Below are 25012 nucleotides of genomic sequence, written 5' to 3'. Positions count from 1 at the left end.
CAGGCGTAGCCGTCAGGCGTAGCCGTCAGGCGTAGCCGGGCAGGCCCGGGGTCCGGGAGCTGTCCTTCGGCAGGACGGTCTCCTCGATCACGGGCAGCCCGCTGCCGTCGGCGACCCGGTCGTCCGCGGGCGCGGCCTGCGGAGCGGTCGCGGTCACGGGGTCGGGGACCTCGTCCGGGGCCGGGGCGTCGGTCGTGGTGTCGGTCGTGGCGTCGGTCGTGGTGTCGGTCGTGGTGTCGTCGGGAACGGACATCGTCGGCCTCCCATCGTCGGTGGGCCCCGATCGTGGCACGTGACGTGCGGGTTCGCCTGGCGAGAGGACGAGGAGGTGGGCCGGACGGGTGCCGCAGCAGGCGGAGGTGCTCGTCCACAGGACGGTCGTCGGGGGTCCGCCGAGGCGGGCGAACCGGTACGTTCCCGGCATGGTGGTGGGGAGACGAGCGTCCTGGATGGCTGTCGGCGTCGTCGCGCTCGGTGCGCTGATCGGTGGCTGCACGGACCCGCGCCCACCGGTGGCCGGCCCAGCCCCGACGACCTCGCCGAGCGCGCCGCCGACGCCCCTGCCGTCCGCGACCCCGTCCTCGGCGCCAGACCCCGCGACCCCACCGACGCGACCCGCCGCGATGTCCCAGCCGAGCGCCGACGGAGCGGCGGCTGCAGCGGGGTACTTCATGTCGCTGTATGCCTATGTGCTCGCGACAGGCGACCTCACAGAGTGGGATGCCATGTCCGGGGCGGCTTGCGACTTCTGCGCCAACACCCGGACACAGGTCGACGCTCTGCATGGCGCTGGGTCCAGGAGCCTCGGTGGGATCACCGTCCTGGCGGCGACGGCTGAGGACCTCGGATCGAACAGCTGGTACTCGGCCCGGCTCACGGTGCGCATCGAGGCCTCGAGCGACATAGACGTGAACGGCAAGGTGGTCGGCACCAACGGCGGGGGGACGTACGACGTCGATCTCGCCATGACATGGGCAGATCGATGGACCATCGATTCCGCGGGCATCGTCGAGACCCCGATAGCGCAATGAGGTCACGACGCCTCTCTCTCGCCGTCGCCACTGCACTGGCTCTGCTCGTGCTCGTCACCCCGCCCGCCGCGGCGGTTGACGATCGCTTCGAGAGCGTCATGCAGGGCGGTCACGCCCAGGTCACCGTTGCCCGGAGCGAAGCCCTGGCCAGAGCCAGCGCAGGTTCAGCTCCGGAGCAGCGTCTCACCGAGTACGAGCGCGCCCCCTACTGCCGGGAAGCCGCCGGCCTCTGGGTCAACGGGTTCCCCAATGGCACGTGCGCGGACGGCGCGGACCTCGCGCGCGCGTCCGTGCAGTGCGAGGAGGGCGACACCCTCGTCATGCCGATGTGGCGACGGGAGCGTGCCACCGCCGCCTCACCCTGGGGCGAGTGGACCGACATCGACGCCGGCGGCTGCGGTGTCGACCTCCTGCCCGTGCTCACCGCCGAGGACTTCCGTCGCCTGCCGCTGCCGGCGCCGACGCTGACCCTGCAGCCCGACCGCGGGTGGGTGCTGGTGAACATCGAGACGATCGTCTACACCGACCCCGCGCCCGTGACGCTGCGCACCGACCTGCTGGGGTACGGCGTCACCGTCGAGGCCGCGCCCCGTTCCTGGACCTACGACTTCGGGGACGGCCACACGCTGCGCACCACGTCCCCCGGGCGGCCGCACCCCCACCACGACGTGTTCCACGAGTACGAGCACCCCGGCACCACCGCGATCACGTCGACGGCCGAGTGGACGGGCCGCTACCAGGTCGACGGCAGCGCCGTCTGGCGGGACGTCGACGGCACCGCCACGACCACCGCGACCACCGCGGCCTTCACCGTCGAGGAGCGGACCAGCCGGCTGGTCGGCGACCTGTGCACCGACCGACCCACCCCGCCCGACTGCTGACATCCCCGCGAAGAACCCACCGCGACTCGGTCGCGTCCCATCCGCACAGTTGTCCACTGGTACAGTGAACAACTGTGACGACGGTCGCCGCACGCGCCTCAACTGCGCTCGCCCGCTCCCTGCGCGCCGCGACTCGTGACCGCCTGGAGGTCGCGGTCCGTCCTGGCGGTGACGGTCCGGCCGGTGGTGGTCCGCGCGTGACGGTCGGTCGGGGCGGGACCGAGCAGACCCTGGCACCGTTCTGGGCAGGCGAGGGGTTCCCCGCCGACGTGCGCGCGGTTCTGCGCGTCATGAGGGACTCCCCCCTCGATGACGGCGCCACCCCCGTGGTCGTCGCGCGGCGACTCTCCCCGGGAGCTCGGGCGCTCCTCACGGACCTCGACACCAGCTGGGCCGACGAGAGCGGCGCGCTCGACGTGGCCAGCGGGCCGATCCTCGTCCACACGCCTGGCGCACCACCCCTGCGGCAGCCGCGGCCGCTGCGCTTCACGCCGGCTGCCGGTGCGCTCGCTGAGCTCCTGCTCACGCGCGCGACCGCCGGGGAGCACCTCGTCCCGACGATCACGGACCTGGCCACCAGGACCGGCATCTCCCGGGGAGCGACCTCGCGAGCACTGATGTTCTTCGATGCACAGGGGTGGACGTCGAGCCGAGGGCCCCAGCGTGGACCGGCGGCGCGCCGTGAGCTCCTCGAACGCAGGGCGATGCTCGAGGCGTGGGGCCGGTGGTACGCGAACGGCCGGGACGAGACGGTCGAGACCCACACCGTGATCCGCGACCCGAGCACCTGGCTCCGGGACGTCGTCGCCCGGCGCTGGCGCGCAGGGACCTGGGCGGTGACAGGACTGGCAGCCCTCGACCAGCGCGCTCCGTTCGCCACGGCGGTCAACCCGATCGACCTGTACCTGCACGGCGCCGAGTTCGACTCCGATCTCGACGCACACCTCCGGGCCGTCGGGCTGGTTCGCGTGGACACCGGCGTCCGGGTGCGCGTGCTCCGCGCCGACCGGCACCTTCACCTGCCCGACCCGGAGACACCCACGGAGACCGGCTTCCCCGTCGTCGACGACGTCAGGCTCTACGGTGACCTCCTGCGTCGTGGAGGCGTCCGGGCCGAGGACTACGCGACGCACCTGCGCGAGCACCGGATCGGCTTCTGATGCGCAGCCGCAGTGCTCGCTCCTTCGCTGAGCAGGCGCTCGCCCGGCTCGCTGTCCACCTCGGCGAGGAGCGCAGCGCGATCGTCGTCGTGGGCGGCCTGAACCCCGAGCTCCTCGCCCCCGTCGCGGAGGCGCCGCACCAAGGAACCGCGGACGTCGACCTCGTCGTGCAGGTGGGCATGGTGCACGACCGGGGCGACATGGACTTCGGGTGGCTCGAGCGCGCGCTCACGGCGGCGGAGTTCGCACCGGTCGGTGACGGCCGCGGCTGGCAGTGGGTGACCGCCGTGGGTGGCAGCGCCGTGCGGGTCGACCTGCTGACCGACGTGCTGGACCATCGCGGCCAGCAGCTCGCCCTTCCCGGGTGCACCCGCGCAACCGTCATGAACGTCGCCGGCCCGTCGCCGGCCTTGCGCGCACCGGTAGTCCGGCGACTTCCCGTCGACCTCCCCGAGGAGGTGACGCCCTCCGAGGTGGACGTGCAGTTCGCCAACCTCGGCGCGTACCTCCTGGCCAAGTCCGCTGCGGTGATCGGCCGACGAGAGGACCGTGACCCTTACGACCTCGGGTTCGTCGTCGTCCACAACCACGCAGGTGGCGCCCTCGCCGCGGCACGCGCCGCCTATGCGGAACTGCCTGCCGGGCGCGAGCTGGAGTTCGCGGCAGGCTTCCGAGCAGCCCTGCGCCGGCTGACCGAGCCGGGCGGGTCGGCGGCACGGATCTACGCCGAGCAGCGCTCTCTCGATGGCGACGCACTGCCCCTGGAGGTGCTGGCGGCTGACGCGGCCTCCGCCGCGGCGCAGTGCCTGGCGGAGTTCGACCGCCTCGTGCACGACCCGGCCGGCCGGCCGGCCCAGCCACTCAACCCATTCGTCCGGTCTGCCGATCTGTGAACCTGTGACCGTGCCCCACGACGACCTGCCGCGCTCGCCGACCGGCCGCGTGCCGCAGTGGGTCGTCGACGAGGCGGCCGGGTTCGCAGTCCCACCGCCCGCGTGGCGCACGGACGACGTCCCCCCACCTCCCCCGCCGCGGCGGCGGAGCCTGGTGGGCCGGCTCGCGGTGGTCGTCGCGCTCGCGCTCGGCGGGTGGTGGGTCGTCACGGCCGTCCTGCCCGGGTTCCTGCGGGAGGTCGACGCGCCGTTCCTCGACGGCATCGTCGCGGGGCGGGTGCCGGAGCCGACCGCCGAGGTCGCCGCCCTGGCCACGGAGATGTTCCTCACCGACGAGGGCCGCGACCTGCTGTACCGGTCGGAACCGGAGCTGCTGGGGGCGGCGGAGTTCGCGGGGCGGTGCGATCGTGGCGACGCGCCCGTCGGGCAGGGCGGCGGCGCCGTGGGCTGCTACCACACGGCCGCCGGCGGCCTGCAGACCGGTGGGCGCATCGTCGTCTACGAGCCGGAGGACCCCCGGCTGCGGGGGTTCGTCGTCGAGACCGCCGCGCACGAGCTGCTGCACGCGGCGTGGAACGAGCTCACGGCGGACGAGCAGGCGACGGCGGTGGCCGCGCTGGAGCCGGTCGTCGCCGGCATCGACCCGGCCGACGACGTGCACGAGCAGCTCGCCGGGTCGGTCGGTGCCACACCCGCCAACCGCGGCACCGAGCTGTTCGCGTACATCGGCACCCAGGTGTGGCAGCCCGGCGGGCTGGACCCGGCGCTCGAGGGGCTGTACGCGCGGTTCGTCGCCGACCGGGAGGCGCTGGTGGGCGTGCACACCGCGTTCGAGCAGCAGCTGGACCAGCTCACCGCCGAGTACGAGACCACGCTGGCCGCCTTCGAGGGCCGCCAGATGGAGCAGGTCAGGGCCACGATGGAGCTCGACGCGGACACGAACGAGCTCGCGCAGTACCGCGCGACGATCGAGGAGGAGGAGGCGCGCCTCGCGTCGTTGCCCGCCTCCCAGCGGGCACGGTCGCTGCTGTCGTGGACGTGGCGCGACGGCACCGTCCTGCCGCAGGCGCCTGCCGACGAGCTGCTGGCCGAGGCGCGTGCCCTGCTCGCCCGGGACGAGGCGGAGCTCGCCGCCCGCACGGAGGCGTTGCGGGCCACCGGTGAGGAGATCCTCGCGGAGCAGGCGCGGATCACGACGGTGCGCGTCGAGCTCGAGGCGCTGCTCGGACAGCTCGTCCCGGGGTGAGCGTCAGCGGGGGTGTCCCCGGCACAGGCGACGGTCACCCCGGTCACCGGTGTCCGGGTGGGCCGAGCACGTCGACGACACCCCGGGCGGCCGGCCGTCGTCGCGAGCTGACGACCTGGTTCCCTCAGGCTGCGCCCGGGGCACCGCCCACCGCGCGGACCGCCAGGTCGGCCAGGTCGTCGGCGTCGAGGCCCGGCCACCCGTGCAGCTTCTGCCGCCACCCGGCGGGCACGGCCGCGGCACCGTGGGCGGCACCGGCGAGCGCACCGGCGATCGCCGCGACCGTGTCGGTGTCGCGTCCCCCGCGCACGGCGCGCTCCAGGACGTCGACGAGGTCAGCGCCGTGGTGCAGGGCCGACCAGGCACCCTGCAGCGCCTGCACCACCCACCCGTTCTTGGCGAAGTCCGCCGGCTGCGACTCCTCCGCCTCGGCGATGACGGCCGCCCACCGTGCACGCCGGTCGGCCGGGAGCCACGGGAGCTGCGCGGTCAGGTCGACGACGCCCTCGCGCACCGCGTGCCGCACGGCCAGCGACCACAGCACGCACGCGTCCCCGGCGTCGGGGTCGCCGTGCGTGAGGTCGGAGACGGCGCGCGCGGCGGCCGCGAGCGCGTCCTCCCGGCCGTCACCGAGGTAGCCGAGCGCGACGGGGCCGGTGCGCATGAGGGTGCCGTTGCCGCCCGCGTGGCGGGGGTTGGCGGCGTAGTGCTCCGCGGCCTGCCGGCGCGCCGCCGCGGCGGTGGGCTCCGGCAGGGCGTCGAGCAGGGTGCTGGTCTGCACCCCGATGTCCGTGGCGCTCAGCGCCCACTCCGCCCACGCGGCGACGATCCGGTCGAGGGACGCCTCGTCGTCGAGCGAGCCGCCGTCGGCCAGCACCTGCGCGATCGGCACAGCCATGGACGTGTCGTCGGTCCACTCCCCCGGCTCCCAGTCGAAGCTGCCGCCCCCGGCCATGTGGACAGGCTGGTCGTCGGGCAGCGGCGGACCGAACTCGTAGCCGGCGCCCAGGGCGTCGCCCGCGGCGGAGCCGAGCACGGCGCCGATGGCGCGGTCGGTCTGGGCAGGGGTGAGGGGCATGGGACCTCCGGGGGACGGCGGCTGCGGGTGCCCGAGGGTGCCACGAGGCACCGACATCGCTGGTCGGAGGGCCTGCGCCTCACCCGTCGGCTGGTGCCCCGGAGGTCGAGTCGGCGAGCAGCTCCCGGACGCGCGCGTACTTCGCCACCAGGCGCGCACGGGTCGCCTCGTCCAGCGCCGCCAGCCGGGCGGGGTCGGTGTTGTCCGCCAGGTCGGCGGTCTTGACAGCCACCGCCAGCGGGTCGCGCCTCACGCGCGCGACGTAGTCCTCCATGGCCTCGCCGGCGACCTTGCTCACGGCGACGACGGCCGCGACGACGTCGTCCGGGATGCCGGCGGCGCGCAGGTCGTCGGGGGTGACGCCGGTGTCCTCGACCACGTCGTGCAGCCACGCGGCGGCGACCACGCGCTCGTCACCGCCGGCCGCTGCGGCGTGCGCGGCCACGCGCGCCGGGTGCCCGATGTAGGGGGCACCGGCCTTGTCGGTCTGGCCACGGTGGGCGTCGGTCGCGATCCGGCGGGCCGTCGCGACGAGGTCGGTCACGACGCGCCGTCCGGGGCGGGGCCCGAGGCGGGATCCGGGCCAGGGGCGCCGCCCGCGGGACGGTCGACGGTGAGGCTCGTCGCCAGCGCGCGGACGGCCCGCTGCAGCGCCGGGACCTGCGGGGCGCCCGTGGTGGAGCCGGTGAGCACCGCCAGCCAGATCGAGTCCGGCACGGGCGCGGCCACCTGCACCGTGTGCTGCTCGCCGCCGGTGACGGTCTCCTCGGAGCGCGTCGCCAGGAGCCCGGGACCCAGCCCGGTGGCGACGGGTTCCCCCGCCCGCAGCACGAGCCGCGCGAGGTCGAGGTCGGCCCGGACGGGCGCGGTGCGCAGCCAGGTCAGGCTCATGGTCGACACGTCGGGCTCGTCGCGCTGCTCCGGGGTGACGTCCGCGGGCAGGTGCAGGAACGTCGCGAGCGCACCGCTGGCGGCGCTCGCCCGCGCGACGCCGTGCAGCAGGTACCCCAGGCCGCCGCGGCGGCGGTCGTCCAGCGCCGCCCACAGCGGGGTCCGCGCGACGAGCGCGAGCAGGTCGTCGCCGAGCGAGGCCGAGTCGCCGCGCAACGTCTGCCAGCCGGCGGGCGCCTGCAGCGTGAAGGCGAACGGCGGGCGCGCGGGCGTCCCGGCGCGACGTCCCGGGGGTGCGGCTGCGGTGCTCACAAGCCGCGAGCCTAGCGAGGGACGGCGGCGCAAACGGGGCGGAACACCTCACCCTCGGGACGACGCCCACGGCACCGGTCGAACCAGTATGTTTCGGGCAGCCACCGACGACCCGGAGGGACGCCCGATGACCGCCGTCGACGCGGCCGAGCGTCACGTGCAGGAGCTGCAGGCACTGCTCGCCGCCGTGCGTGCCGCCCGCGCGCGCCTGCCGTCGCTGCGGCATGCGACCGGGACGGTCGGGGCTCCCGGTAGCTGGACGGACACCGCCGCGCACCGGCTGCACCACGACGAGCTGGTGCCCCTGACCGACCAGCTGACTCATGGCCTGGACCGGGCTGAGCAGGCCGTGCTGGACGACCTGCAGCAGGCCCGGCGCGCGCTCACCCGCGCAGAGGAAGAGCACGAGGCCGCCGAGCGGAGGTCCGCATCGTGACCCGGGTGGTGGAGGTCAGCGCGGACGCGGTCGCGGGTGTGCGCTCGGACGTCGCGGCGGTGCGGGCGTCGCTGGACGCGGACTGGGGGTCGCTGCGGTCGCGGGCGCTGGCACTCGGGGTGCGCACCTCGGGGTTCGACGACGTGCTGGGCGCCGGTGACCGGCTGGGCACCCACGTGCTGCCCGTGGTCGACCGGCACCTGGACCGGGCCCGGGCGCTGGAGCAGCTGCGGTACGGGTCGACGGGCAGACCGCTGCCCGTGCTCGACGTGGACCCCGCACCGGTCGCGGTGCCGTTCACCTCCTCCCCGCTCGGTGACGGCGGGGCCATCTTGACCTGGGCGGCGGCCTCCCCGGCCGAGGTCGAGGCGGACGAGCAGCGGACGAGGGAGTCCCGCGGCATCGGCGACTGGGTCTCCGACCGGTGGGACGACGTGTCCGACGCGGTCGACGACGGCACCGACTGGGTCGCCGACACCGCCGGGCAGGCGTGGGAGACCGTCACCGACGCCGGGGCGGCCGTCGGCGACTGGTGGGAAAGCACCACCGCCGACCTCGGCGCGTGGATCGACACCCACCTGACCGGGGTGCGCGAGTTCATCGGCCGGCACGTGGCGGTCTTCCGGTTCCTGGCCGACGCCCTGCGGATCGTCGGGTGGATCCTGGTGGCCGTCGGGGTCGTGCTGGCCGTCGCCCTGGCGGTCATCGGCGCCATGGGCGGCACCGCCGCCGGCGCCATCTTCGGTTTCGGCGTCGGGGCCGTGCCGGGCGGTGCGGCCGGCGCGGTCGCGGGGCTGTCCTTCGGTCTGAAGGTCCTCGGCGTCGGGTTCACCCTTGTCTCCGTCGGGGACTTCCTCGACGTGGCTGCCGACTGGGGCGAGGGCAAGATCGCCGGGCAGGACCTCGTCAAGCTCGGGTCGCTGGAGCTCGGGCTGGCCCTGACGTCCCTCATCGGCGTCGGGGTCGTCGGGAAGATCCTGCAGAAGGCCGTGAGGCACATGCCCGCGTCGTGGCGGCGGCGGATCGACGACTGGCTGGCTCCACCCAACGACCGCCACCGTCCACCCGGCTCGGCAACTGAGTGGGTAGGACCGAACGGGCTGCGGCTCTCCGGCGACGAGGTCGCCGAGGTCGACGCGCTCCTGCTCGCGGCGTCCCGTTCCGAGCCGGCCATCACAACTGGGCTTCAGCGCGCATTGGGCCGGGTCGACGGGGCGACGATGCCGGGGCTCGAGTTCCGACTGAAATCTCCGGACTCGCTCTACCGCAAGATCGCGACCGACCTCGAGGGCAACGAACCACCGCGAGACGTCAGACGTGCCGTGTCAAGGATCAAGGACGCGGTCCGCTACACCGCGCAAGTCCCGGACGCCGACTTCGCGCGCGGAGTCGAACTCGTCACAAGCGACCTCTCGGCGCGGGGCTTCACACCTGTGTCGTGGAAGAACACCTTCGGTCAACCCGGGTACCAAGGCATCAACAGCGCCTGGCGGTCACCCGACGGGCAAGTTTTCGAGCTCCAGTTCCACACTCCAACGAGCTTCGATGTGAAGATGCGTAGCCACGACGTCTACGAGCGGTTGAGGCTGCCCAACCTGAGCCGGCAGGAACGAACTCGACTCCTCGCCGAGACGGTGCGGATCTTCGAGACCGTGCCCATGCCACCCGGGGCCACTGCCCTCAGAGGACCGGAGATCAGATGACAGCCCACACCGAGTACTTCGGGATCCTGTGGGACGGCGACAGCGCCTCCCGACCTCGAGCCATTCTGCGGCGGCGGCCTGTCGGCGACGAATGGGAAGAGGAGCTCCTCCGCAGTGACGGGACGTGGGAGGGCACCGGCATCCTGGCGCTGGTGAGCCTCAACATGTACGAGCACGACGTGCAGCCGATCAGCGCTGCCACAGCCCGTGACTTCGAGCGACGCCTCCTGTCCCGACGCCCTGCGGAGCATGACGAGAGCTGAGCACCGATCGGGGATCGCGGGTTCCGATGGAGCGACGTCATCGCCGAGCTCACACGAGAGACCGTCGCCCGTCCGTTCCACATCAAGGAAGGTGGCCTCGAGCGACGCTCACGCAGCCCGAGCTCCTGCTCTCATTCGTCGTCGAGGCGGGCGGTGTCGCCGAGCAGCGCGGTGACGTGCTGCACCTCCGCCTCGACGACGTGACGCTCCTCGTCCGTGCCGACGAGGGCCGTTACGTCGTCGAGCAGATGGACCGCGGCGTCGTCGAAGGGACCGACCTCGACACCACGTCCCGTCCCGCTCTCGACCGCTTCCTGGCCCTGTCCGCCGGCCAGAGCTGGCGTTCCAGGAATCGTCTTCGCCCGCTGCGGGCACCTTCCGGGGGCATCTCGGAGGTGACCGTGCGCGCCGACGGTCCGGGATGGTCGGCGGACTGGACCGACCTCGAAGGACACCCCAGACCGAGTACTTTGCTCTTCTTTGGGACGGAGATGACATCACCAGACCGCGCACCATTCTGCGACGACGACCGGCGCCCGGCCAATGGGAAGAAGAGATACTTCTCGGCGACGGTACGTGGCAGCGCACGGGCGTGCTTGAACTCGTACGGCTGAACATGTTCGAGGACGACGTGCGTCCGATGAGCACGGCGGCCGCACTCGACTTCGAACGTCAAGTCCTCTCAGCGCGCACCGCGAAAGACGAGCAGAACTGAGTGACAGGCGCATCGCACGCTGGCGCGCCCGCGCAGAGACACCGCCCGGGCGCCGTCGCTTCCAGCAGGGGAGATCAGGTGGCCGCACCGACCGAGTACCCCTGGGGAAGCAAGTGATGCCGGCACCCCTCACTGCGCCGGGCGGCGCACGCCTCGAGTCGCTCGGCCTCGAACCCGCGGCCGGCGACGAACCGTGGGTGCGCTCGGTCCGCTTCGACACCGCACGTGGCACGGTCACCCTCACGTGGGACACGGTTGCAGCCTCCACGCACCTCCTGTGGGTACGCGGGGACGAAGTCCTCGTCGAGGTCACGCGAGAGACCGTCGAGGCGGTGACGGTGGACCATGGTGTTCGAGCTCCAGTTCCACACGCGACCAGACGGGTGCGGAGCTCACAGCCGGTCAGCCTCGCGACGGGCGACGCCCGGAAGGTCGCGTGTGACCGGTTCCGTCGAAGTCGCGACTTAGCGGCGTGCGCGTAAGTGCCCGGACGTGCGCCGACCCTCGGCAGGAGGCGCGGTGACCAGGACCGAGCGGCGGAGCGTCACGTGCGGGCCGGTCGGCGGGGAGTCGCGAGCTGTGGGACGTCCGGTCAGCGGGTGACGACGGTCTGGATCTCGGCGACGGGGACCTCGGCGGTCGTGGTCGTCGTCTGCACCTCCAGCGCCTGGGGCGTCGCGTCCAGCGAGGAGGTCCACGTCGCCTCCCACGTCGCGGTCGCGGTCAGGGTCGCCGTCGGGTACCGCTGCCCATCCTTGACCGGCAGCGCGGCGGTCGAGCGGGTGAACACCACCGCGCAGTCCGACCGCGTCATGCCGGCCGCGTACGGCGTGCCCATGTCCGTGCACATCGCGTCGTGGGCGTTCGGCGCCGACAACGTCAGCCGCGTCATCCGCGCCTCGACCCGCGACCACACCCCCGGCACCGACGCCGTCACCTGCACCGACGTCGCGGAGTCCTCCACCCACACGAATGTCTCCAGGTTCACCACCGTGGCCCCCGTCCCGTCCAGGGACGGGTTCCACCGCACCGTGCCGGCCGGCAGCTGCATGTGCTCGTACGCGACCTCGGCCAGGAATGCCGGGTCCAGGTCCTCGCGCACCGCCGGCGCGGGGGTCCCGGCAAGCACGTACACCGGAGGATGCGCCTGCCGGTACTCCAACCACTCCGCACCTGAGACGTGCGCGGCGCACTCCGCGTCGTACCAGTGCCCCTCGGTATCGGTGCCGTGGTCCTCGTAACCGGGGTGCAGCAGGCCCTGGGCGGCGAAGGCGTCCAGCGTCCCGGACTCGCGCGCCACACCACCGAGCTTCCAGTACTCGTAGTACGAGTACCCGGTCATCCCCTGCCCATACCAGCACCGCCGCGGCACCTCGACCTGCTTGCGGTGCGAGAACGGCACGCCCGTCGTGGTCGAACCGTCGGTGACGACATCCACCGTCGTCCCGGCACCCGCCGAGATCTCCTCACCCGAGGCTTCGCCTGACGTCGGCGGCGTCGGTTCCGCGCCCTTGTTGTCCACCACGGGCGCGGCCGCCGCCGGCAGGGCTGAGCCGCAGACCATGAGCAGCACCGCTGTGAAGGTGATGCCGAGTCGGCGGCCGCTCAGCACGTGCCGTCCCGCCCGCTCGTGCTCAGCTGCCAGGTCGGCCCCGCGTCGCGCAGAGTCACGACGAAACGCTGCCGCTCACCGAACCCGACCTCTGCCGGCGTGTACGTCCCGTCGGGGTCGGCGAACGTGGCGCCGAGGTAGTCGGAACAGACGACGGCGGTCGCGGTGCCGTCGCCAGCGAGTCCCACGTCACTGATACTCACACGGTACGTACCGTCGACGGTGATGCCGTTGTTGCCGTTGTTCGTCGCGACACGCTCCATCACCGTCTGCAGCTCCGGCGAGGCGAGGACCTCGAAGCCTGGGCTGAGGGAGTTGGTGGTCATCGTCCGCCAGTACTCCTTCTCGTAGGCGGCGATGGTGTCGTAGACGTCAGCCTCGTCGCCGGTCAGCGCCGGGACGCCCTCGAGGACGACGCCCAGTGCCGGATCGGACTCCTCGAGGATCCCGTCGGCCCTGGGCGTCGGCGAGGCCGACACGGAGGGCGTCGCCGTGGGCGTGGCCTCGAGGCCGGGGGGCTCGACCGCCGGGGACGTGCACCCGACGGTGACCAGCAGCACCGCCAGCAGCGGCATCGTCCTGCGCAGGCGCACTCGTCCTCGTCCCGTCGGCGGCGTGTGACGGAGCCGAGGCTAGCGGACAAACGGGGCGCCGCGGGCGGTCGGCCCGTTGTTGTGGCACGGACAGGTGACGGCCAGGCTGGTGCGGGACGGCCGAGCCGTCCCCAGGCGACGGTCCGGTGCTGGGCACCGTCGCGGGTGACCCGTTCTGGGGAAACCGCCACACCCCGGTGCCGGACCGGTACGTTTCGGACATTCACAACGGTGCGGAGGGGTGCGATGACCGCAGTGGACGCCGCTGAGCGTCGCGTGCAGGAGCTGCAGGCACTGCTCGCGGCCTTGCGTGCTGCTCGCGCCCGCGTGCCGTCGCTGCGGCGTGCGACCGGGACGGTCGGGGCTCCCGGTAGCTGGACCGGCACGGCCGCGCACCGCTTGCACCACGACGAGCTGGTCCCGCTGACCGATCAGCTGGGCCGCGGCCTGGAGCGCGCCGAGCAGGCCGTGCTGGACGACCTGCAGCACGCCCAGCGCGCACTCGGCCGGGCCCGGGACGACCAGGAGGCCGCCGAGCGCCGGCCCGCGTCATGACCCGGGTGGTGGAGATCAGCGCCGACGCCGTGGCCGGCGTGTGCGGCGACGTCGTCGCGGTGCGGGACTCGCTGGACGCGGACTGGGCGTCGCTGCGGACGCGGGCGCTGGCACTCGGGGTGCGCACCTCCGGGTTCGACGACGTGCTGGGCGCCGGCGACCGGCTCGGCTCGCACGTGCTGCCCGTGGTCGACCGGCACCTGAACCGGGCCCGGGCGCTGGAGCAGCTGCGGTACGGCCCGGTCGGCGGGCCGATCCCCGTGCTCGACGTCGACCCCGCACCCCTCGCCCTGCCGTTCACCGCCACGCCCCTGGACGACGGCGGCACGACCCTGACCTGGGCGGCGACCTCCCAGGCCGAGGTCGAGGCCGACGAGCAGCAGGCCCAGGAGTCCCGCGGGATCGGTGGCTGGTTCGCCGACCGGTGGGACGACGCCTCCGACGCCGTGGCCGACGGCACCGACTGGGTCGCCGAGAAGGCCGGCCAGGCCTGGGAGGCCGTCACCGACGCCGGGGCGGCCATCGGCGACTGGTGGGAACGCACCACCGCCGACCTCGGTGCGTGGATCGACACCCACCTGGACGGGGTCCGCGAGTTCATCGGCCGGCACGTGGCGGTCTTCCGGTTCCTGGCCGACGCCCTGCGGATCGTCGGGTGGATCCTCGTGGTCGTCGGGGCCGTGCTGGCCGTCGCCCTGGCCGTCATCGGCGCCATGGGCGGCACCGCCGCCGGCGCGATCTTCGGGTTCGGCGTCGGCGCCGTACCCGGCGGGGCCGCCGGCGCGGTCGCCGGGCTCACGTTCGGCCTGAAGATCCTCGGCGTCGGGTTCACCCTCGTCTCGGTCGGGGACTTCCTCGACGTGGCCGCCGACTGGGGCGAGGGAAAGATCGACGGCCAGGAGCTGGTCAAGCGCGGGTCCATCGAGCTCGGCCTGGCCGTCACGTCGCTGATCGGTGTGGGGGTCGTCGGCAAGATCCTGCAGAAGGCCCTCACGCACCTGCCCGCGTCGTGGCGGCGGCGGATCGACGACTGGCTGACCCCCGCTGACGGTCGCACTCCGGCCGGCAAGCCCTCCGCATGGGTCGGCCCGGACGGGCTTCGCCTCTCGGCCGACGAGGTGGCCGCGGTCGACGACCTCATGCGCAAGGCCGCGCGCGCGGAGCCGGACATCACCGACCCGCTCCAGCGCATGGTCGGGCAGGTCGACGGCGCGACCATGCCTGGGTTGGAGTACCGCCTGAAGGGCTCGGACTCGCTGTACCGCAAGATCGCGACGGACCTCATGGACGACGCGCCGCCCCGGGACGTCGCAGGCGCCCTCGCCCGGATCAAGGACGCGGTCCGCTACACCGCCCAGATCCCTGATGCCGACTTCGCCAGCGGGGTCGAGCGTGTGACGAGGGACCTGCGCGCGGAAGGGTTCACGCCCGTGTCGTGGAAGAACACCTTCGGTCAGCCGGGCTACCAGGGCATCAACAGCGCGTGGCGGTCCCCCGACGGACAGGTCTTCGAGCTCCAGTTCCACACCCCGACGAGCTTCGATGTGAAGATGCGGAGCCACGAGCTCTACGAACAGATTCGACTGCCCAACATCAGCCCGCAGGAACGGGCCCGGCTCGAGGCGGAGTCGCAACGCGTGTTCGCCACCGTACCGACGCCACCCGGCGCACCCTCGATCCCAGCACCGGAGATCCGATGACACCCCAGACCGAGTACTTCGCCCTCCTGTGGGACGGCGACGACATCGCCCACCCACGCGCCGTCCTCCGACGGCGGCCCGCACCCGAGCAACCGTTCGAGGAGATCCTGCGCGCGGACGGCACCTGGGAGAACACCGGGATCCTCGCCCTGGTGCGCCTGAACATGTACGAGCACGACGTTCAGCCGATCAGCGCCGATGCTGCTCTCGAATTCGAGCGCCGGCTGCTGTCGGGAGGACTGGGCAAGGACTGAGGTCCGGGCGGAGGACCGCGCGTGGCGGCGACCGCCGGCGCCCCAGATCGATCGAGACCTCTGCCGCCCTGCCACCTCGCGCGAGAGCTGCACACCTACGAGTTCACCGGGCGCCTGCCGCACGGGCTGACGATCGAGGTCTCCGAGATCGAGTCAGCCTTCGGCGTCCGGGAGGCGGCATCCAGGTTCGCTTCATGAAAGGCACGAAGCCTGTTCCGATCGCCGACCTGCTGCCCGGCAGCACCATCGAGGGCGAGAACTGGGACGCGACCCTCACGTGGACCGAGGACGGGCGGCGGTCCACCGCCACCGAGCTCGACGTCGGCGCAGCGCGCCGCCTGGCCGCCCTGCTCGCGCACGACCTCGACGCGCTCGTCGCCTCGTACCAGGCCCCGGAGGGGCGGCCTGCACTCGTGATCGTCTGACTCGACGGCGGCCCGGCCAGCACGACGATGGTCCGCTCGAAGCCGGCGTCGCCGAAGGGAGCGACCTGGCCACCACATCCCGTCACGCACTCGACCGCTTCCTGGTCCTGCCCGCCCGACAGCGCTGGCGTTCCAGGAATCGCCTTCGCCCGCTGCCGGCACCTTCCGGTGACGGCCCCTCGAACGTGACCGCGCGCGCCGACGGGCCGGGCTGGTCGGTGGACTGGACCGACCTCGAGGGCCCACAGCGCGCGACGCTCTGGTGGCAGTTCGACGCCCACGAGCTGGCTCTGGGTGACGGCGACCTCGTCCGGCGACCCTGCGAGAGCTCGGGCCACGGTTCGCGCATCCCTCACCCCCGAGGCGTCAGCACCCGACCGTGAACTCCGCCTCCTCGACACGCCAGGTCGCTCCGCCGTCAGGGCTCGCCAACGTCATCGCCGAGCCCACGAACTGGGCGTACTCGGCTTGCTCGAGAGTCAGCGGGGCCGCGGCGTCCGGCATCGTGAACCTGACGTCGGCGTAGTCCTCGCACACCGACGCCGTGGCGGTCGCGCCGTCGACCACGACGTCGGAGATGGTGACGCGCAAGGCCCCCTCGTACCCCCATCCGGCCTCGCGATCCCTCTGCACCAGGGACTCGACCCAGGTGAGCTGGCTCGGCGAGACCGTCGACGCGAGGCCAGGGCTGATCGCGCCCTCCTTCTGGGACCGCCAGGTCTCCACCTCGGTCCTCGCGACCGCGTCGTGCGCTGCGGCGGCCGGACCCCTCAGGTCAGGGATGTCGACGAAGACGATCCCCGCACCGTCCGGGTCCGACAGGTCGGACGCCGTGACCTCGGCGGGCGTCGGGGACGGCGTCGGCGAGGGCGTCGGCGACGGCGTGGGTGACGCCGACGCCGTCGGCTCCGCCGTCGCGGCCTGCTCGACCGCGCACCCCGCGAGCCCCGTCACGACCACCCCGACGACCAGCACCGTCGTACGACGCACCACACACCTCCACGCCACCGCGCACCGTGCGCCGCAGACCGCGCGAAGGGTAGCAAAGCGGACGCTCGGGTGGGCATCAGCGTGCAGGACATGGTCGGGCCCGGAGCTGCACGGCACGACGTTCTCGAGCGGCGCGAGGGCGTCCGTCAGTGGCGCCGGCAGCGGCGGGTGCGGGCGCGAGGGAGCGCGCCGCGACGCAGCATCGAGATGGCGCCGGGAACGCCCGGCGCGATCGTCCGCACGACGAGCAAGGAGAGCACGCACGGGTATCGACGACCTCCGGGGTGCGGACGTCGTCGGGCCGTCCGCGCGGGTCGAGGACGACGAGGGACGCATGCTGCTGATCACCGGGGGCCTCGGTCTGGACGGTGCGGGCGCCTGGCGGGACGACCTGGTCGCCTCCCCCGGCTCGGACACCGTGCCCGACCTGAGCACGGCGGCGAGGGTCCTCGTCGAGTGCCGGTGGGAGGACCCGTTCGCCTCCTGGATCGCGAGGCTCGCCGTGCTCCTGCCGGGGGCGCCGTGGGCGTGGACGACGACGGCGTCGTGTGGCCGGCGACGCGCGTCGGTCCGGAGGCTGTGCGGCTGTGAGGGTGGGTGCAGCAGCTCAGGGCGCTCGGCCACGCTGAGAACGCTCCGAGCCAACGGACCACCGCCCGCCTGACCCGGCAGAAGGATGGACAAGCAGGACTCTTATCCATCCCTATTCGGTGATCGGTGCATAAGATCGTGGCGTGGACACCGCTCCGAATGTCGACGTGCCACGGCCGACGGACGGGCCGTGGCCTCCACTCGGCTGGGAGGAGCGCGCGTGGCGGTCCACCCTGCCGCCCGACCTGTTCTCCCGGTCGGCGCGCGAGGCCCTGCGGAAGCCGTACCGGGCGGCGGTCACGCCCCTGATCGCCGACCTCGACGTGCACCTGCCGCGCGCGACCGCCGCCGCTGCCGAGGACGCGTCGGCAGCGATCCGCGACTTCGATGCCGACGCCGCCGGTGACGTGGCCCCGTTCGCTGCGATCCTGCTGCGGTCCGAGTCGGCGTCGAGCTCGCAGATCGAGAACCTGACGTCCGGCGCGAAGCAGGTCGCCCTCGCGGAGATCGGCGAGGAGTCACGCCGGAACGCGGTGCAGATCGTCGGGAACGTGCATGCCATGCAAGCGGCGATCGCCCTGTCGCGGACGATCGACGGTGCCGCGATCCTGGCGATGCACCGCGCGCTGCTCGAGGAGGCCGAGCCGGAGACGGCCGGCCACTGGCGCACCGAGCAGGTCTGGGTCGGCGGCACGGGCTACTCCCCTCACGGTGCCGCGTTCGTCGCCCCGCACCCCGACCGCGTCCCTGCGGCGATCGACGACCTGGTGGCCTTCGCCGAGCGCGACGACATCCCGCCGCTCGTCCACGCAGCCCTCACCCACGCGCAGTTCGAGACGATCCACCCGTTCCCCGACGGCAACGGCCGCACGGGCCGCGCCCTGATCCACGCCCTCCTGCGACACCGCGGCCTGACGCGGTCCGTCACCGTGCCGGTCTCCGCCGGGCTGCTCGTCGACACACCCGCGTACTTCGACGCGCTGACCGCGTACCGACAGGGTGACCCGGCCACCATCGTCGACGAGCTGGCCCGTGCCACGCACGACGCGGTCGCCAACGGTCGGGTGCTCCTCGCCGACCTGCGCGCGGCGCGCGACGAGTGGCGTTCGAGGATCCGGGCCCGGTCCGACTCGTCCGCGTGGCCCCTCGTCGAGCTCGTGCTCCGTCAACCGGTCCTCAACACCGCCACCGTCCAGCGGGAGCTCGGCATCTCGCACACCAACGCGATGCGCGCGATCGAGCGGCTCGTGGCGGCAGGGGCGCTCGCGGAGGTCGGTGGCAGGCGCCGCTCCGTGCTGTGGCAGTCGACGCAGGTGCTCACCGCGCTGGACGGGTTCGCGGCACGGGCGGGGAGGCGCGGGTTGGGGCGGTCGTGAGGTCGCTGACCGGTGGCGCGGGAGGAAGCGGCGCGAATCCGGGGACCGGTGACGGTCGCACGACAACTCGTCGCAACCGACGCGGCTCCGCACCCCCGATAGCGTCCGCGCTATCGTCGACCCATGACCGACCCCTACGGCGACGAGCTGCGCGCCCGGCGCACGCGCCTGGGCCTCACGCAGCGTGAGCTCGCGGCACGGTCCGGCGTCGCCCAGCCGGTCATCGCCGCCGCCGAGACCGGACGGCGCGGCGTCGGTCCCGAGGGGCGGGCACGGCTCGACGCCGCACTCCGCGTCCGCCCGTCCACGGTCCTCGACCGTCATCGTGCGGAGGTCCGCGAGACTGTTGCCCGGCATCACGGTCACGACGCACTCGTCATCGGCTCGGTCGCCCGGGGCGACGACACGCCCGACTCCGACGTCGATCTCATGATCACGTTCGACGACGGCACCGACCTGGTCGACGTGCTCGATCTCACCGACGAGCTCGAACGGCTGCTGGGGACCAAGGTCGACGTCGTCTCCGGTCGCGTCGTCGGGGCCGTGAGCACACAGGCCCGACGTGAGGCGGTGCCCCTGTGATGGCGTCCGACAAGGTCGCGCGACTCCTCGCCGACCTGGCGTCCACGGGTGAGGACGCGGCCCACATCGTCAGCCACGGGCAGGACGCCTACCTCGCGGACGACGCCCAGGGTCGGCTGCTGCGCAACGCCGGGGAGCGCATCGTCATCAAGGTCTCGACGGTCGTCGAGAGGCTGCCCGCCGAGTTCACGGCGGAACACCCCCAGGTGGAGTGGGTCAAGATCCAGCGGATGCGGAACCTCGTGGCGCACCACTATGACAAGGTGCAGGCGGACTTCGTGTGGGCGACGCTCGCGCACCGCATCCCGGGGCTGGTCGCGGACGTGGCGGGCCGCGCCGGGTGAGCGCCGAGGGGCACCCGCGCGCGTGAGGAGCCGGGCCGGAGTCCTCGGGACGGCTGGCCAACCCTCGCGTCGCCACACGACCGGCCGCACTTGCCGGCACCGAGAACGCGTCGGTCAGCCGCGAGCAGGAACCGGCACGTCGCTCCCGTACCCGAAGACGTGCGCGCTCAGCACGTCCACCTCGCGCCGCGGGTCCCCGAAGAACGCGGCAAGACGATGCACGACGCGCGCGAACGGCCGCTCGCGCGCCTGCCCCGCCCCGCTCCAGTCCGCAGCCGGGACGACGAGGAACAGGTGCTGCGCGTCCTGCGCGATGTGCACCTTCCAGAAGTCCTTGAGCCTGGAGCTGCACGACTCGATGTTCTCCGGCGGGGTGACGGTCACCGTCGGCTGAGTGGTCGCGGTCGGTGACGGCGCGCCCGGGGCAGGGGGGCGGGCGCGCCGACCGGCGCGTCCGCGCGCTGTCAGCCGGCCGTGCCGGGCTGGTCGGGTCGGCCGGCAGCACCGTGCCGCACCGCCCGTACCGCCAGGTCGGAAAGCCCGTCTGCGTCCAGGCCGGGCCACCCGTGGAGCTTCTCGCGCCACGCGCCCGGCACCGCGCGGGCTCCGTGGGCTGACCCCCGCGAGCGCGCCCGCGATGGCGAGCGAACGCCGTCCGCGAGGACCTGGGCGATCGGCACGGCCATCGACGTGTCGTCCGTCCACTCCCCCGGCGCCCACCCGAAGGTCCCCCCACGGCCACCCGCGCCCATCCGGCCCATGCCGCGACGACGCGGTCCAGCGACGCCTCGTCGTCCTGCCATGCGGACGGGCTGGTCGTCGGGCAGCGGCGGGCCGAACTCGTAGCCGGCGCCGAGGGCGTCGCCTGCGGCGGAGGCGAGGAGGGTGCCGGTGGCGCGGTCGAGGAGGGTGGGGGTCATGGTGTCTCCGGACTCTGGGTGCATCGCCGCGTCGCGTCTGCGCGGTCAACTGCGAAGTGAAGACACATGGTCCGCGACGCAGTCGGATGAACATCCTCCGCGCTCGTTGCTAGTCCAGCACGAACCTGATGAGCTCCACGTCGTGAGTCCTGCTGTGCAGCTGCGTCCCGGGGGTACGGGCCCGTGCTAGCCGACCTCCTCGACCACCTCCTTGATGAGTACGACGCAAGGAACACTCCGGTCCTTGGCGACCACGTGGTGGTCGCGCGCGGTCGCCGGTACGACGCCGACGCGCTCGAAGCCGCATTGGCGTCCGCGACGTCAGCGAGCGAGCGGCCCTACCGCACCAGCAGTCGTCGTCCGCTGCTCGAAGCAGCGGGATTCCGTGTGCTCTCGCTGCGCGCATGGTCGACGGGCGACGAACTGGTGTGGCGCATGAGCGTCTGGGACGAGGTCCAGAAGCACGACGGGCTCGTCCGACCCCAGTGGCTGCGCGCCCGTGGGGTGTACGGCGGCGGTCAGGGCATCTACGTCGACAAGGCGCGCACCCGGATCCTCACGCCCACCGGACTTGCCGTCAGCGTCCTGTCGACAGGGCGGCACTACTCCGACCAGTCGGGCGTCGAGCGGATGATCTACAGCTTTCCGATGACCCGCCGCCCCGCCGGGCGCGACCGCGCGGAGATCGACGCGGTGGCGGCACTGCTCGCGGCCCGGATGCCGCTGTTCGTCATCGAGCACGTTGGGACGCTCCGCCGGGTCCGCCTCGCGTGGGTGACGGCATCCGACGACCCGGCTCAGAGCTTCCTTTTCGAGTTCGCCCCCCAGCCACCCCCGCCACTCGTCGTCGAGCCGGATCCCCATCGACCCTTCGAGCGCCACACGCAGCGGCGCCGCACGACTGTGACGACCACGAAGGCCGAGCGTGATGCGCATTTCAGCTACCGCGTGCTTCACCGCTACGAGGCACGCTGCGCGATCAGCGGCGTGCCGGTGAAGGAGGTGCTCGACGCGGCGCACGTCATTCCGGTGGCAGACGGCGGCCCTGACGACGAGCGCAACGGGATCCTCCTGACAGCGACCCTGCACCGGGCGTTCGACGCGGGGCTGTGGGCGCTCAACCCGGCGAGCGGCACGATCGAGCTCGACCCCCGTGTGCAGCCCGCCGACCTTCGGCTGACGACGCTCCGGCTCCGCCCGGGAGCGCCGTACCCGCATGCGGAGGCGATGGCGTGGCGGTACTCCAAGTTCCGGCACCGCGAGCCAGCCCAGACGTAGTCGACGAGAGCCGGTACGAGTGCACTCTCCCCATCACACGTCTAGCCGTTGCGGTTGCATCTGAAAGCGACTTACAGTTACGACTGTCACGCTGCGTGACGGGGAGTCGGCGGAGTTGGCGCCACAGAGCCCCATGGCTGAGGGAGACATCATGGTGACGCGTGTTGCCGCACGGCGAGACCTGCTCATCGACGACCACGACTCCAAGCTCGCCGAGAACGTCCTGCAGTCCCTCGAAGGCCCGGAGGGCTTCCTCTCGGTCGGACGGTCGGACGCCGCCGCCGAGCCGCTTCCGCGCGACATCGGTGTCCTTCTCCAAGAGGTGCTGCGCGCGGTGGCCTCCGGCTCGACGGTCACGGTCACGACCACGCCGCGGGAAGTGACGACGTCGACCGCGGCAGCGATGCTCGGGATCTCTCGGCCCACGCTCATGAAGATGGTCAAGGACGGGACGATCTCCACGCACAAGGTGGGGACCCACACCCGCCTCCGGACCGAGGACGTGCTCGCGGCCAAGCGGGCTCGACGTGAACGTGAGCGCGCCGCATTCGCAGCTCTGCTCGAGCTCGAGGGCGACGAGGAGTGAGAGCGCGAGGTGCTGTCCGACGCGGCCGGCACCTCGCGCTGACCGTGGTCGCCGGTCGCTAGGGTCCGCGCATGCAGGGGACCGGGCCGTACAGCGCCTTCGTCGACGCCAACGTGTGGTTCTCACGGACGCTGCGCGACTGGCTCGGCATGCTCTACACGGTTCCCGAGTCTCCTCCGTTCGTCGTCTACTGGACTGAGGACGTGCTGGCCGAACTGATCTACCACTTGCGCAAGAAGAACCCGAGCTGGCCAGGTGATCGCATCACCGGCATCCGGGACCAACTCGCAGGCACCTTCGAAGCGGGTCGCGTCGAGCGGTTCGAAGTGGACCCGACGTACGGCGGGCGCGACCCCGGCGACGCACACGTCCACGCGGCCGCCGTGGCCTGCCGCGCGGACGTGCTCGTGACGTGCAACGCCAACGACTTTGAGTGGAGCGAGAACACATCGCCGTACGAGGTCATGACCCGGACGACTTCCTCATGCTCGTCGACGACTCGTCCCCCGAGCTCGTCGCGGCTGTCGTCAGTCAGATGTGCGCTTACTGGGTCAGGCGCCAAGGCGAAGCGGACCTGGGAGCCACGCTGCGAAAGGCGGACTGCCCGCAGTTCGCCGAACGGGTGCTGGCGCACCTGCACCGGCAGATGTGACAGGGCTGGAGCCGCCGCATCGGTTCCGACACCCGGACCGTTCCACCGTCAGGCCTCACAACCCCAGCGCCTTCTCCAGCTCCTCCTGGGAAACCTCCTGCGGCACCACCACCGCGTCCTTGAGCGCCACCTTGCTCCGCAGCAACCGGTCGAGGTTGATGTCGAACGACTCCACGTCGGGGTGCAGCGCGATCGGGTAGTGCAGTGAGAACTTCCATCATGGGGAGACCTCGACCTCCCCCCGGCGACCGACCCGCCGCCACCTACACCCTCATCTGCGAAGAGCCGCCAGAGTGGTCAACGTCCCGCTGGGATTGATTACACGCGCTCCGCGCGACATCGAGGTCAACGTCCCCGAGCGCCTGGCGCTCGCGAACGCGACCGGAGCGCGCGACGTGGGCATCGGCGTCGGCGATACCAAGTCGTCCGGCTGCCCTCCAACGCGAGTTCGGTCGCCTCGCGGAGCGCCGTCACGACGAACGATGAGGGTTGGACATGGTCCGCGCTCCGTGCGAAGAGTTAGCGGAGTCTGCGGTCGCCCCGCCTATCGTGGATGCGACGCACAAGTGCGTAGATGCCGAGCGGGACGGCGGTCGCCCACACGAGCTTGCCGACCATTTGTCCAAGCAGCGTATTGAGCGTTAACGGGAAACCGGCGAGCATCAAGAACACGACCGTGTCGAGCGGCGCAGAAACCAGGTTTGACGTGAACGCGGCACGGATGAACCCTCTCCGGCGAACCGCCGCAAAGATGGTGAGGTCTATGAGTTCGGCGATGACGAATGCCGCCACGGAAGCGATGGCGATGCCCGGAGTCGACATGAACCACGAAAGGATTGTCGCGACGGCGATCGCGCAAAGCGACCAACGACGCCCGCCCTGCGAATGAACGAAGTCTCGTGCGAGTAGGGCGGCGCCGGCAGCATACGTCCCGGCTGGAACGAAAAGTCCAAACCCAACCGGCACCAGACCCATGCGGGCGGTGACAACGTTGGCCGTCACCACTGCGCCGATGTATGCCGTCAGTGCGATGGCGAGGCCCAGGCCGACTCGCCGCACGGCGGACGACGAAGGGTCAGCGTCGATCGTCGACTCGAGTTGATCCGTCATGTCGCGCCTCCACGCTGGCTTGCCACTAGTTCGCTGAGAGGAGACCACGTCACAGTGGCGACGACGTCGTGGCTGTGGATGCTCTCGAGGTTCCGGACGCTTACAGAGTGCGAAACGGCGAACCGACGGAGTTCGGCAGAAACGTTCCGCACGACGTCTTCTGCAAAGCATGGGTGGTCGTGGGCTTGCATTGTCAGCACCCGCTCATCAGGCCGCTTAACGAGGGGCACCGCTGGGGCGCTGCCGGAGTTGCGAAGGAGACTCGCGAGCGCCGCAATCGTGACGGGGTAGGCCGTGTCCCCTTCGCCCTCGCCCCAACTCGTTACGGTCGCCAGGCTCCGTTGGTTGTGTGCCCCGTAGTCGCTGATCGCCTTGCTGCATGGGCAAAGGGTCGTGATCTCTGCGGTCAACGTGACACCAACTGTCGTGACCCCACCCGCGTGGACGACATCAAGAGCGGCATCGTGCACCTGCTCACTCACCCGGCCCGATGCCGGCGCTACAACAGGTATTGAGACGGGCATCGCAATCCCAAGGCGCAACTCGTCGGCGTCCAGAAGTGCCGCCCCGTACTTCGCCTGTCTATGCAGGTCGCGGGGGTCGAGCACACGCAACTGGGCGTCCACCAGTTCGACCATGCGACTCATGTGTGTGCCACGACGTTCGGCCGCCAGTCGGACGCCGACTCGAAAGGACGCAACACCAGCCTGTTTGACTTCGCCATCGTCGAACTGCGTCGGGTACCGCAGGTTGTCGATGCCGACCAGATCGATCACTACGCCGCGGTCGTCCGAGGCAGACTGGATGTCCGGCAGTGGATGCGGGTGTTTCATGG

At 72.1% G+C, this 25012-nt stretch carries 31 protein-coding genes and 1 pseudogene; 20 read left to right on the top strand and 12 right to left on the bottom strand.

Translation table 11 applies throughout. The annotated features are described in order from the left end of the window. Positions 1–25: 25 nt before the first annotated feature. A complete protein-coding gene (locus BMZ16_RS18825; protein WP_143082719.1) occupies positions 26–253 on the bottom strand; it encodes a hypothetical protein in 228 nt (75 codons plus the stop codon). Positions 254–449: 196 nt separating this feature from the next. On the opposite strand from BMZ16_RS18825, the gene BMZ16_RS18820 reads away from it, so the two are divergent. From BMZ16_RS18820 to BMZ16_RS01520, 5 genes are all read left to right on the top strand, one after another. Next, on the top strand, positions 450–1031 hold the full coding sequence (locus BMZ16_RS18820) for a DUF6318 family protein (RefSeq protein ID WP_177199555.1): 582 nt from the start codon (positions 450–452) through the stop codon (positions 1029–1031). 320 nt (positions 1032–1351) lie between these two features. Further along, a complete protein-coding gene (locus BMZ16_RS01535; RefSeq protein ID WP_255366291.1) occupies positions 1352–1912 on the top strand; it encodes a hypothetical protein in 561 nt (186 codons plus the stop codon). 197 nt (positions 1913–2109) lie between these two features. Then, positions 2110–3072: a type IV toxin-antitoxin system AbiEi family antitoxin gene (locus BMZ16_RS01530; protein WP_089797853.1), complete on the top strand. Its 963-nt coding sequence runs from the start codon at positions 2110–2112 to the stop codon at positions 3070–3072. 89 nt (positions 3073–3161) lie between these two features. Beyond that, positions 3162–3965 (top strand): hypothetical protein, encoded by an 804-nt coding sequence (locus BMZ16_RS19120; RefSeq protein ID WP_177199554.1) that lies wholly within the window; start codon positions 3162–3164, stop codon positions 3963–3965. A 10-nt stretch (positions 3966–3975) separates the two neighbouring features. Then, positions 3976–5211, top strand: coding sequence for a hypothetical protein (locus BMZ16_RS01520; protein ID WP_177199553.1), 1236 nt, complete (start codon positions 3976–3978; stop codon positions 5209–5211). A gap of 124 nt (positions 5212–5335) precedes the next feature. Here BMZ16_RS01520 and BMZ16_RS01515 read toward each other — a convergent pair whose 3' ends face one another. The 3 genes from BMZ16_RS01515 to BMZ16_RS19625 all read right to left on the bottom strand — a co-directional run bounded on the left by BMZ16_RS01515 (position 5336) and on the right by BMZ16_RS19625 (position 7492). Continuing rightward, positions 5336–6289 carry an ADP-ribosylglycohydrolase family protein gene (locus tag BMZ16_RS01515; RefSeq protein WP_089797846.1) on the bottom strand — a complete coding sequence of 318 codons (954 nt, stop codon included), beginning with the start codon at positions 6287–6289 and terminating at the stop codon, positions 5336–5338. Between the two features lie 79 nt (positions 6290–6368). Next, complete coding sequence (locus tag BMZ16_RS19630) at positions 6369–6833, bottom strand: HD domain-containing protein (protein ID WP_089797844.1); 465 nt, start codon at positions 6831–6833, stop codon at positions 6369–6371. Beyond that, the gene (locus BMZ16_RS19625; RefSeq protein WP_089797842.1) at positions 6830–7492 is read right to left on the bottom strand and encodes a hypothetical protein; all 663 of its coding nucleotides are present in this window, start codon (positions 7490–7492) and stop codon (positions 6830–6832) included. The genes BMZ16_RS19630 and BMZ16_RS19625 overlap by 4 nt, the downstream gene beginning before the upstream one ends. A gap of 127 nt (positions 7493–7619) precedes the next feature. Here BMZ16_RS19625 and BMZ16_RS01500 point away from each other — a divergent pair, with 127 nt between their 5' ends. From BMZ16_RS01500 to BMZ16_RS20005, 4 genes are read left to right on the top strand one after another with little or no spacing between them, the layout of a single operon-like run. Next, complete coding sequence (locus BMZ16_RS01500; RefSeq protein ID WP_143082716.1) at positions 7620–7928, top strand: hypothetical protein; 309 nt, start codon at positions 7620–7622, stop codon at positions 7926–7928. Next, positions 7925–9631 (top strand): hypothetical protein, encoded by a 1707-nt coding sequence (locus BMZ16_RS01495; RefSeq protein ID WP_089797838.1) that lies wholly within the window; start codon positions 7925–7927, stop codon positions 9629–9631. The genes BMZ16_RS01500 and BMZ16_RS01495 overlap by 4 nt, the downstream gene beginning before the upstream one ends. After that, on the top strand, positions 9628–9894 hold the full coding sequence (locus tag BMZ16_RS01490; RefSeq protein WP_089797836.1) for a hypothetical protein: 267 nt from the start codon (positions 9628–9630) through the stop codon (positions 9892–9894). Before BMZ16_RS01495 ends, BMZ16_RS01490 begins: the two co-directional genes overlap by 4 nt. 6 nt (positions 9895–9900) lie before the next feature. Next, positions 9901–10098: a DUF6222 family protein gene (locus BMZ16_RS20005; protein ID WP_369822487.1), complete on the top strand. Its 198-nt coding sequence runs from the start codon at positions 9901–9903 to the stop codon at positions 10096–10098. On the opposite strand, the gene BMZ16_RS18815 is transcribed toward BMZ16_RS20005, so the two are convergent. The 3 genes from BMZ16_RS18815 to BMZ16_RS01470 form a co-directional block, all read right to left on the bottom strand. After that, positions 10026–10349 (bottom strand): hypothetical protein, encoded by a 324-nt coding sequence (locus BMZ16_RS18815; protein ID WP_143082715.1) that lies wholly within the window; start codon positions 10347–10349, stop codon positions 10026–10028. The genes BMZ16_RS20005 and BMZ16_RS18815 overlap by 73 nt on opposite strands. A gap of 852 nt (positions 10350–11201) precedes the next feature. After that, a complete protein-coding gene (locus BMZ16_RS01475) occupies positions 11202–12221 on the bottom strand; it encodes a hypothetical protein (RefSeq protein WP_089797830.1) in 1020 nt (339 codons plus the stop codon). Then, positions 12215–12814: a hypothetical protein gene (locus tag BMZ16_RS01470; RefSeq protein ID WP_089797828.1), complete on the bottom strand. Its 600-nt coding sequence runs from the start codon at positions 12812–12814 to the stop codon at positions 12215–12217. Before BMZ16_RS01470 ends, BMZ16_RS01475 begins: the two co-directional genes overlap by 7 nt. Before the next feature lie 246 nt (positions 12815–13060). Between BMZ16_RS01470 and BMZ16_RS01465 the strand changes: the two genes are divergently transcribed. The 4 genes from BMZ16_RS01465 to BMZ16_RS01450 all read left to right on the top strand — a co-directional run bounded on the left by BMZ16_RS01465 (position 13061) and on the right by BMZ16_RS01450 (position 15748). Then, on the top strand, positions 13061–13369 hold the full coding sequence (locus BMZ16_RS01465; RefSeq protein WP_143082714.1) for a hypothetical protein: 309 nt from the start codon (positions 13061–13063) through the stop codon (positions 13367–13369). After that, positions 13366–15069 (top strand): hypothetical protein, encoded by a 1704-nt coding sequence (locus BMZ16_RS01460; RefSeq protein WP_089797824.1) that lies wholly within the window; start codon positions 13366–13368, stop codon positions 15067–15069. The genes BMZ16_RS01465 and BMZ16_RS01460 overlap by 4 nt, the downstream gene beginning before the upstream one ends. Then, a complete protein-coding gene (locus BMZ16_RS01455; RefSeq protein ID WP_089797822.1) occupies positions 15066–15323 on the top strand; it encodes a hypothetical protein in 258 nt (85 codons plus the stop codon). The genes BMZ16_RS01460 and BMZ16_RS01455 overlap by 4 nt, the downstream gene beginning before the upstream one ends. A gap of 194 nt (positions 15324–15517) precedes the next feature. Then, positions 15518–15748: a hypothetical protein gene (locus tag BMZ16_RS01450; protein WP_089797819.1), complete on the top strand. Its 231-nt coding sequence runs from the start codon at positions 15518–15520 to the stop codon at positions 15746–15748. 366 nt (positions 15749–16114) lie between these two features. Here BMZ16_RS01450 and BMZ16_RS01440 read toward each other — a convergent pair whose 3' ends face one another. Next, on the bottom strand, positions 16115–16738 hold the full coding sequence (locus tag BMZ16_RS01440) for a hypothetical protein (protein WP_089797815.1): 624 nt from the start codon (positions 16736–16738) through the stop codon (positions 16115–16117). Positions 16739–17472: 734 nt separating this feature from the next. Between BMZ16_RS01440 and BMZ16_RS01430 the strand changes: the two genes are divergently transcribed. The 3 genes from BMZ16_RS01430 to BMZ16_RS01420 all read left to right on the top strand — a co-directional run bounded on the left by BMZ16_RS01430 (position 17473) and on the right by BMZ16_RS01420 (position 19631). Then, positions 17473–18705 (top strand): Fic family protein, encoded by a 1233-nt coding sequence (locus BMZ16_RS01430; RefSeq protein ID WP_218143293.1) that lies wholly within the window; start codon positions 17473–17475, stop codon positions 18703–18705. A gap of 123 nt (positions 18706–18828) precedes the next feature. Beyond that, positions 18829–19287 carry a nucleotidyltransferase domain-containing protein gene (locus BMZ16_RS01425; protein ID WP_089797810.1) on the top strand — a complete coding sequence of 153 codons (459 nt, stop codon included), beginning with the start codon at positions 18829–18831 and terminating at the stop codon, positions 19285–19287. Then, positions 19287–19631, top strand: a complete 345-nt coding sequence (locus BMZ16_RS01420; RefSeq protein WP_089797808.1) for a HepT-like ribonuclease domain-containing protein — start codon at positions 19287–19289, stop codon at positions 19629–19631. Before BMZ16_RS01425 ends, BMZ16_RS01420 begins: the two co-directional genes overlap by 1 nt. A 114-nt stretch (positions 19632–19745) precedes the next feature. On the opposite strand, the gene BMZ16_RS01415 is transcribed toward BMZ16_RS01420, so the two are convergent. Then, a complete protein-coding gene (locus BMZ16_RS01415; protein ID WP_255366290.1) occupies positions 19746–20015 on the bottom strand; it encodes a hypothetical protein in 270 nt (89 codons plus the stop codon). Positions 20016–20095: 80 nt separating this feature from the next. Then, the gene (locus tag BMZ16_RS01410; protein ID WP_089798644.1) at positions 20096–20551 is read right to left on the bottom strand and encodes an ADP-ribosylglycohydrolase family protein; all 456 of its coding nucleotides are present in this window, start codon (positions 20549–20551) and stop codon (positions 20096–20098) included. Positions 20552–20734: 183 nt separating this feature from the next. On the opposite strand from BMZ16_RS01410, the gene BMZ16_RS01405 reads away from it, so the two are divergent. The 4 genes and pseudogenes from BMZ16_RS01405 to BMZ16_RS19620 all read left to right on the top strand — a co-directional run bounded on the left by BMZ16_RS01405 (position 20735) and on the right by BMZ16_RS19620 (position 23067). Next, positions 20735–21829, top strand: a complete 1095-nt coding sequence (locus BMZ16_RS01405; protein ID WP_089797806.1) for an HNH endonuclease — start codon at positions 20735–20737, stop codon at positions 21827–21829. A 151-nt stretch (positions 21830–21980) separates the two neighbouring features. Then, positions 21981–22415 carry a helix-turn-helix domain-containing protein gene (locus BMZ16_RS01400; RefSeq protein ID WP_089798643.1) on the top strand — a complete coding sequence of 145 codons (435 nt, stop codon included), beginning with the start codon at positions 21981–21983 and terminating at the stop codon, positions 22413–22415. A gap of 71 nt (positions 22416–22486) precedes the next feature. Further along, a pseudogene (locus tag BMZ16_RS20000) lies at positions 22487–22774 on the top strand (hypothetical protein); the annotation flags it as partial. Between the two features lie 125 nt (positions 22775–22899). Further along, positions 22900–23067: a hypothetical protein gene (locus BMZ16_RS19620; RefSeq protein ID WP_255366289.1), complete on the top strand. Its 168-nt coding sequence runs from the start codon at positions 22900–22902 to the stop codon at positions 23065–23067. Positions 23068–23586: 519 nt separating this feature from the next. On the opposite strand, the gene BMZ16_RS01390 is transcribed toward BMZ16_RS19620, so the two are convergent. Both BMZ16_RS01390 and BMZ16_RS01385 read right to left on the bottom strand, forming a co-directional pair. Then, positions 23587–24177, bottom strand: a complete 591-nt coding sequence (locus BMZ16_RS01390; protein ID WP_089797803.1) for a VUT family protein — start codon at positions 24175–24177, stop codon at positions 23587–23589. Beyond that, complete coding sequence (locus tag BMZ16_RS01385) at positions 24174–25010, bottom strand: GTP cyclohydrolase I FolE2 (RefSeq protein WP_218143291.1); 837 nt, start codon at positions 25008–25010, stop codon at positions 24174–24176. The genes BMZ16_RS01390 and BMZ16_RS01385 overlap by 4 nt, the downstream gene beginning before the upstream one ends. Positions 25011–25012 lie beyond the last annotated feature (2 nt).

The sequence above is a fragment of the Cellulomonas sp. KH9 genome (genome assembly GCF_900114185.1).
Taxonomy (GTDB): domain Bacteria; phylum Actinomycetota; class Actinomycetes; order Actinomycetales; family Cellulomonadaceae; genus Cellulomonas.
Note: the sequence above shows the minus strand (reverse complement) of the source record. Positions and strands in the feature narration are given on the sequence as shown.

Excerpts from the sequence above, each read along its gene's own strand:
- BMZ16_RS18825 (WP_143082719.1), bottom strand. The coding sequence starts at position 253 with ATGTCCGTTCCCGACGACACCACGACCGACACCACGACCGACGCCACG.
- BMZ16_RS18820 (WP_177199555.1), top strand. The coding sequence starts at position 450 with ATGGCTGTCGGCGTCGTCGCGCTCGGTGCGCTGATCGGTGGCTGCACG.
- BMZ16_RS01420 (WP_089797808.1), top strand. The coding sequence starts at position 19,287 with ATGGCGTCCGACAAGGTCGCGCGACTCCTCGCCGACCTGGCGTCCACG.
- BMZ16_RS01535 (WP_255366291.1), top strand. The coding sequence starts at position 1,352 with ATGCCGATGTGGCGACGGGAGCGTGCCACCGCCGCCTCACCCTGGGGC.
- BMZ16_RS01500 (WP_143082716.1), top strand. The coding sequence starts at position 7,620 with ATGACCGCCGTCGACGCGGCCGAGCGTCACGTGCAGGAGCTGCAGGCA.
- BMZ16_RS01450 (WP_089797819.1), top strand. The coding sequence starts at position 15,518 with ATGAAAGGCACGAAGCCTGTTCCGATCGCCGACCTGCTGCCCGGCAGC.
- BMZ16_RS01400 (WP_089798643.1), top strand. The coding sequence starts at position 21,981 with ATGGTGACGCGTGTTGCCGCACGGCGAGACCTGCTCATCGACGACCAC.
- BMZ16_RS01465 (WP_143082714.1), top strand. The coding sequence starts at position 13,061 with ATGACCGCAGTGGACGCCGCTGAGCGTCGCGTGCAGGAGCTGCAGGCA.
- BMZ16_RS01410 (WP_089798644.1), bottom strand. The coding sequence starts at position 20,551 with ATGACCCCCACCCTCCTCGACCGCGCCACCGGCACCCTCCTCGCCTCC.
- BMZ16_RS01390 (WP_089797803.1), bottom strand. The coding sequence starts at position 24,177 with ATGACGGATCAACTCGAGTCGACGATCGACGCTGACCCTTCGTCGTCC.
- BMZ16_RS01385 (WP_218143291.1), bottom strand. The coding sequence starts at position 25,010 with ATGAAACACCCGCATCCACTGCCGGACATCCAGTCTGCCTCGGACGAC.
- BMZ16_RS19620 (WP_255366289.1), top strand. The coding sequence starts at position 22,900 with ATGCTCGTCGACGACTCGTCCCCCGAGCTCGTCGCGGCTGTCGTCAGT.
- BMZ16_RS01490 (WP_089797836.1), top strand. The coding sequence starts at position 9,628 with ATGACAGCCCACACCGAGTACTTCGGGATCCTGTGGGACGGCGACAGC.
- BMZ16_RS01460 (WP_089797824.1), top strand. The coding sequence starts at position 13,366 with ATGACCCGGGTGGTGGAGATCAGCGCCGACGCCGTGGCCGGCGTGTGC.
- BMZ16_RS01425 (WP_089797810.1), top strand. The coding sequence starts at position 18,829 with ATGACCGACCCCTACGGCGACGAGCTGCGCGCCCGGCGCACGCGCCTG.
- BMZ16_RS01515 (WP_089797846.1), bottom strand. The coding sequence starts at position 6,289 with ATGCCCCTCACCCCTGCCCAGACCGACCGCGCCATCGGCGCCGTGCTC.
- BMZ16_RS01455 (WP_089797822.1), top strand. The coding sequence starts at position 15,066 with ATGACACCCCAGACCGAGTACTTCGCCCTCCTGTGGGACGGCGACGAC.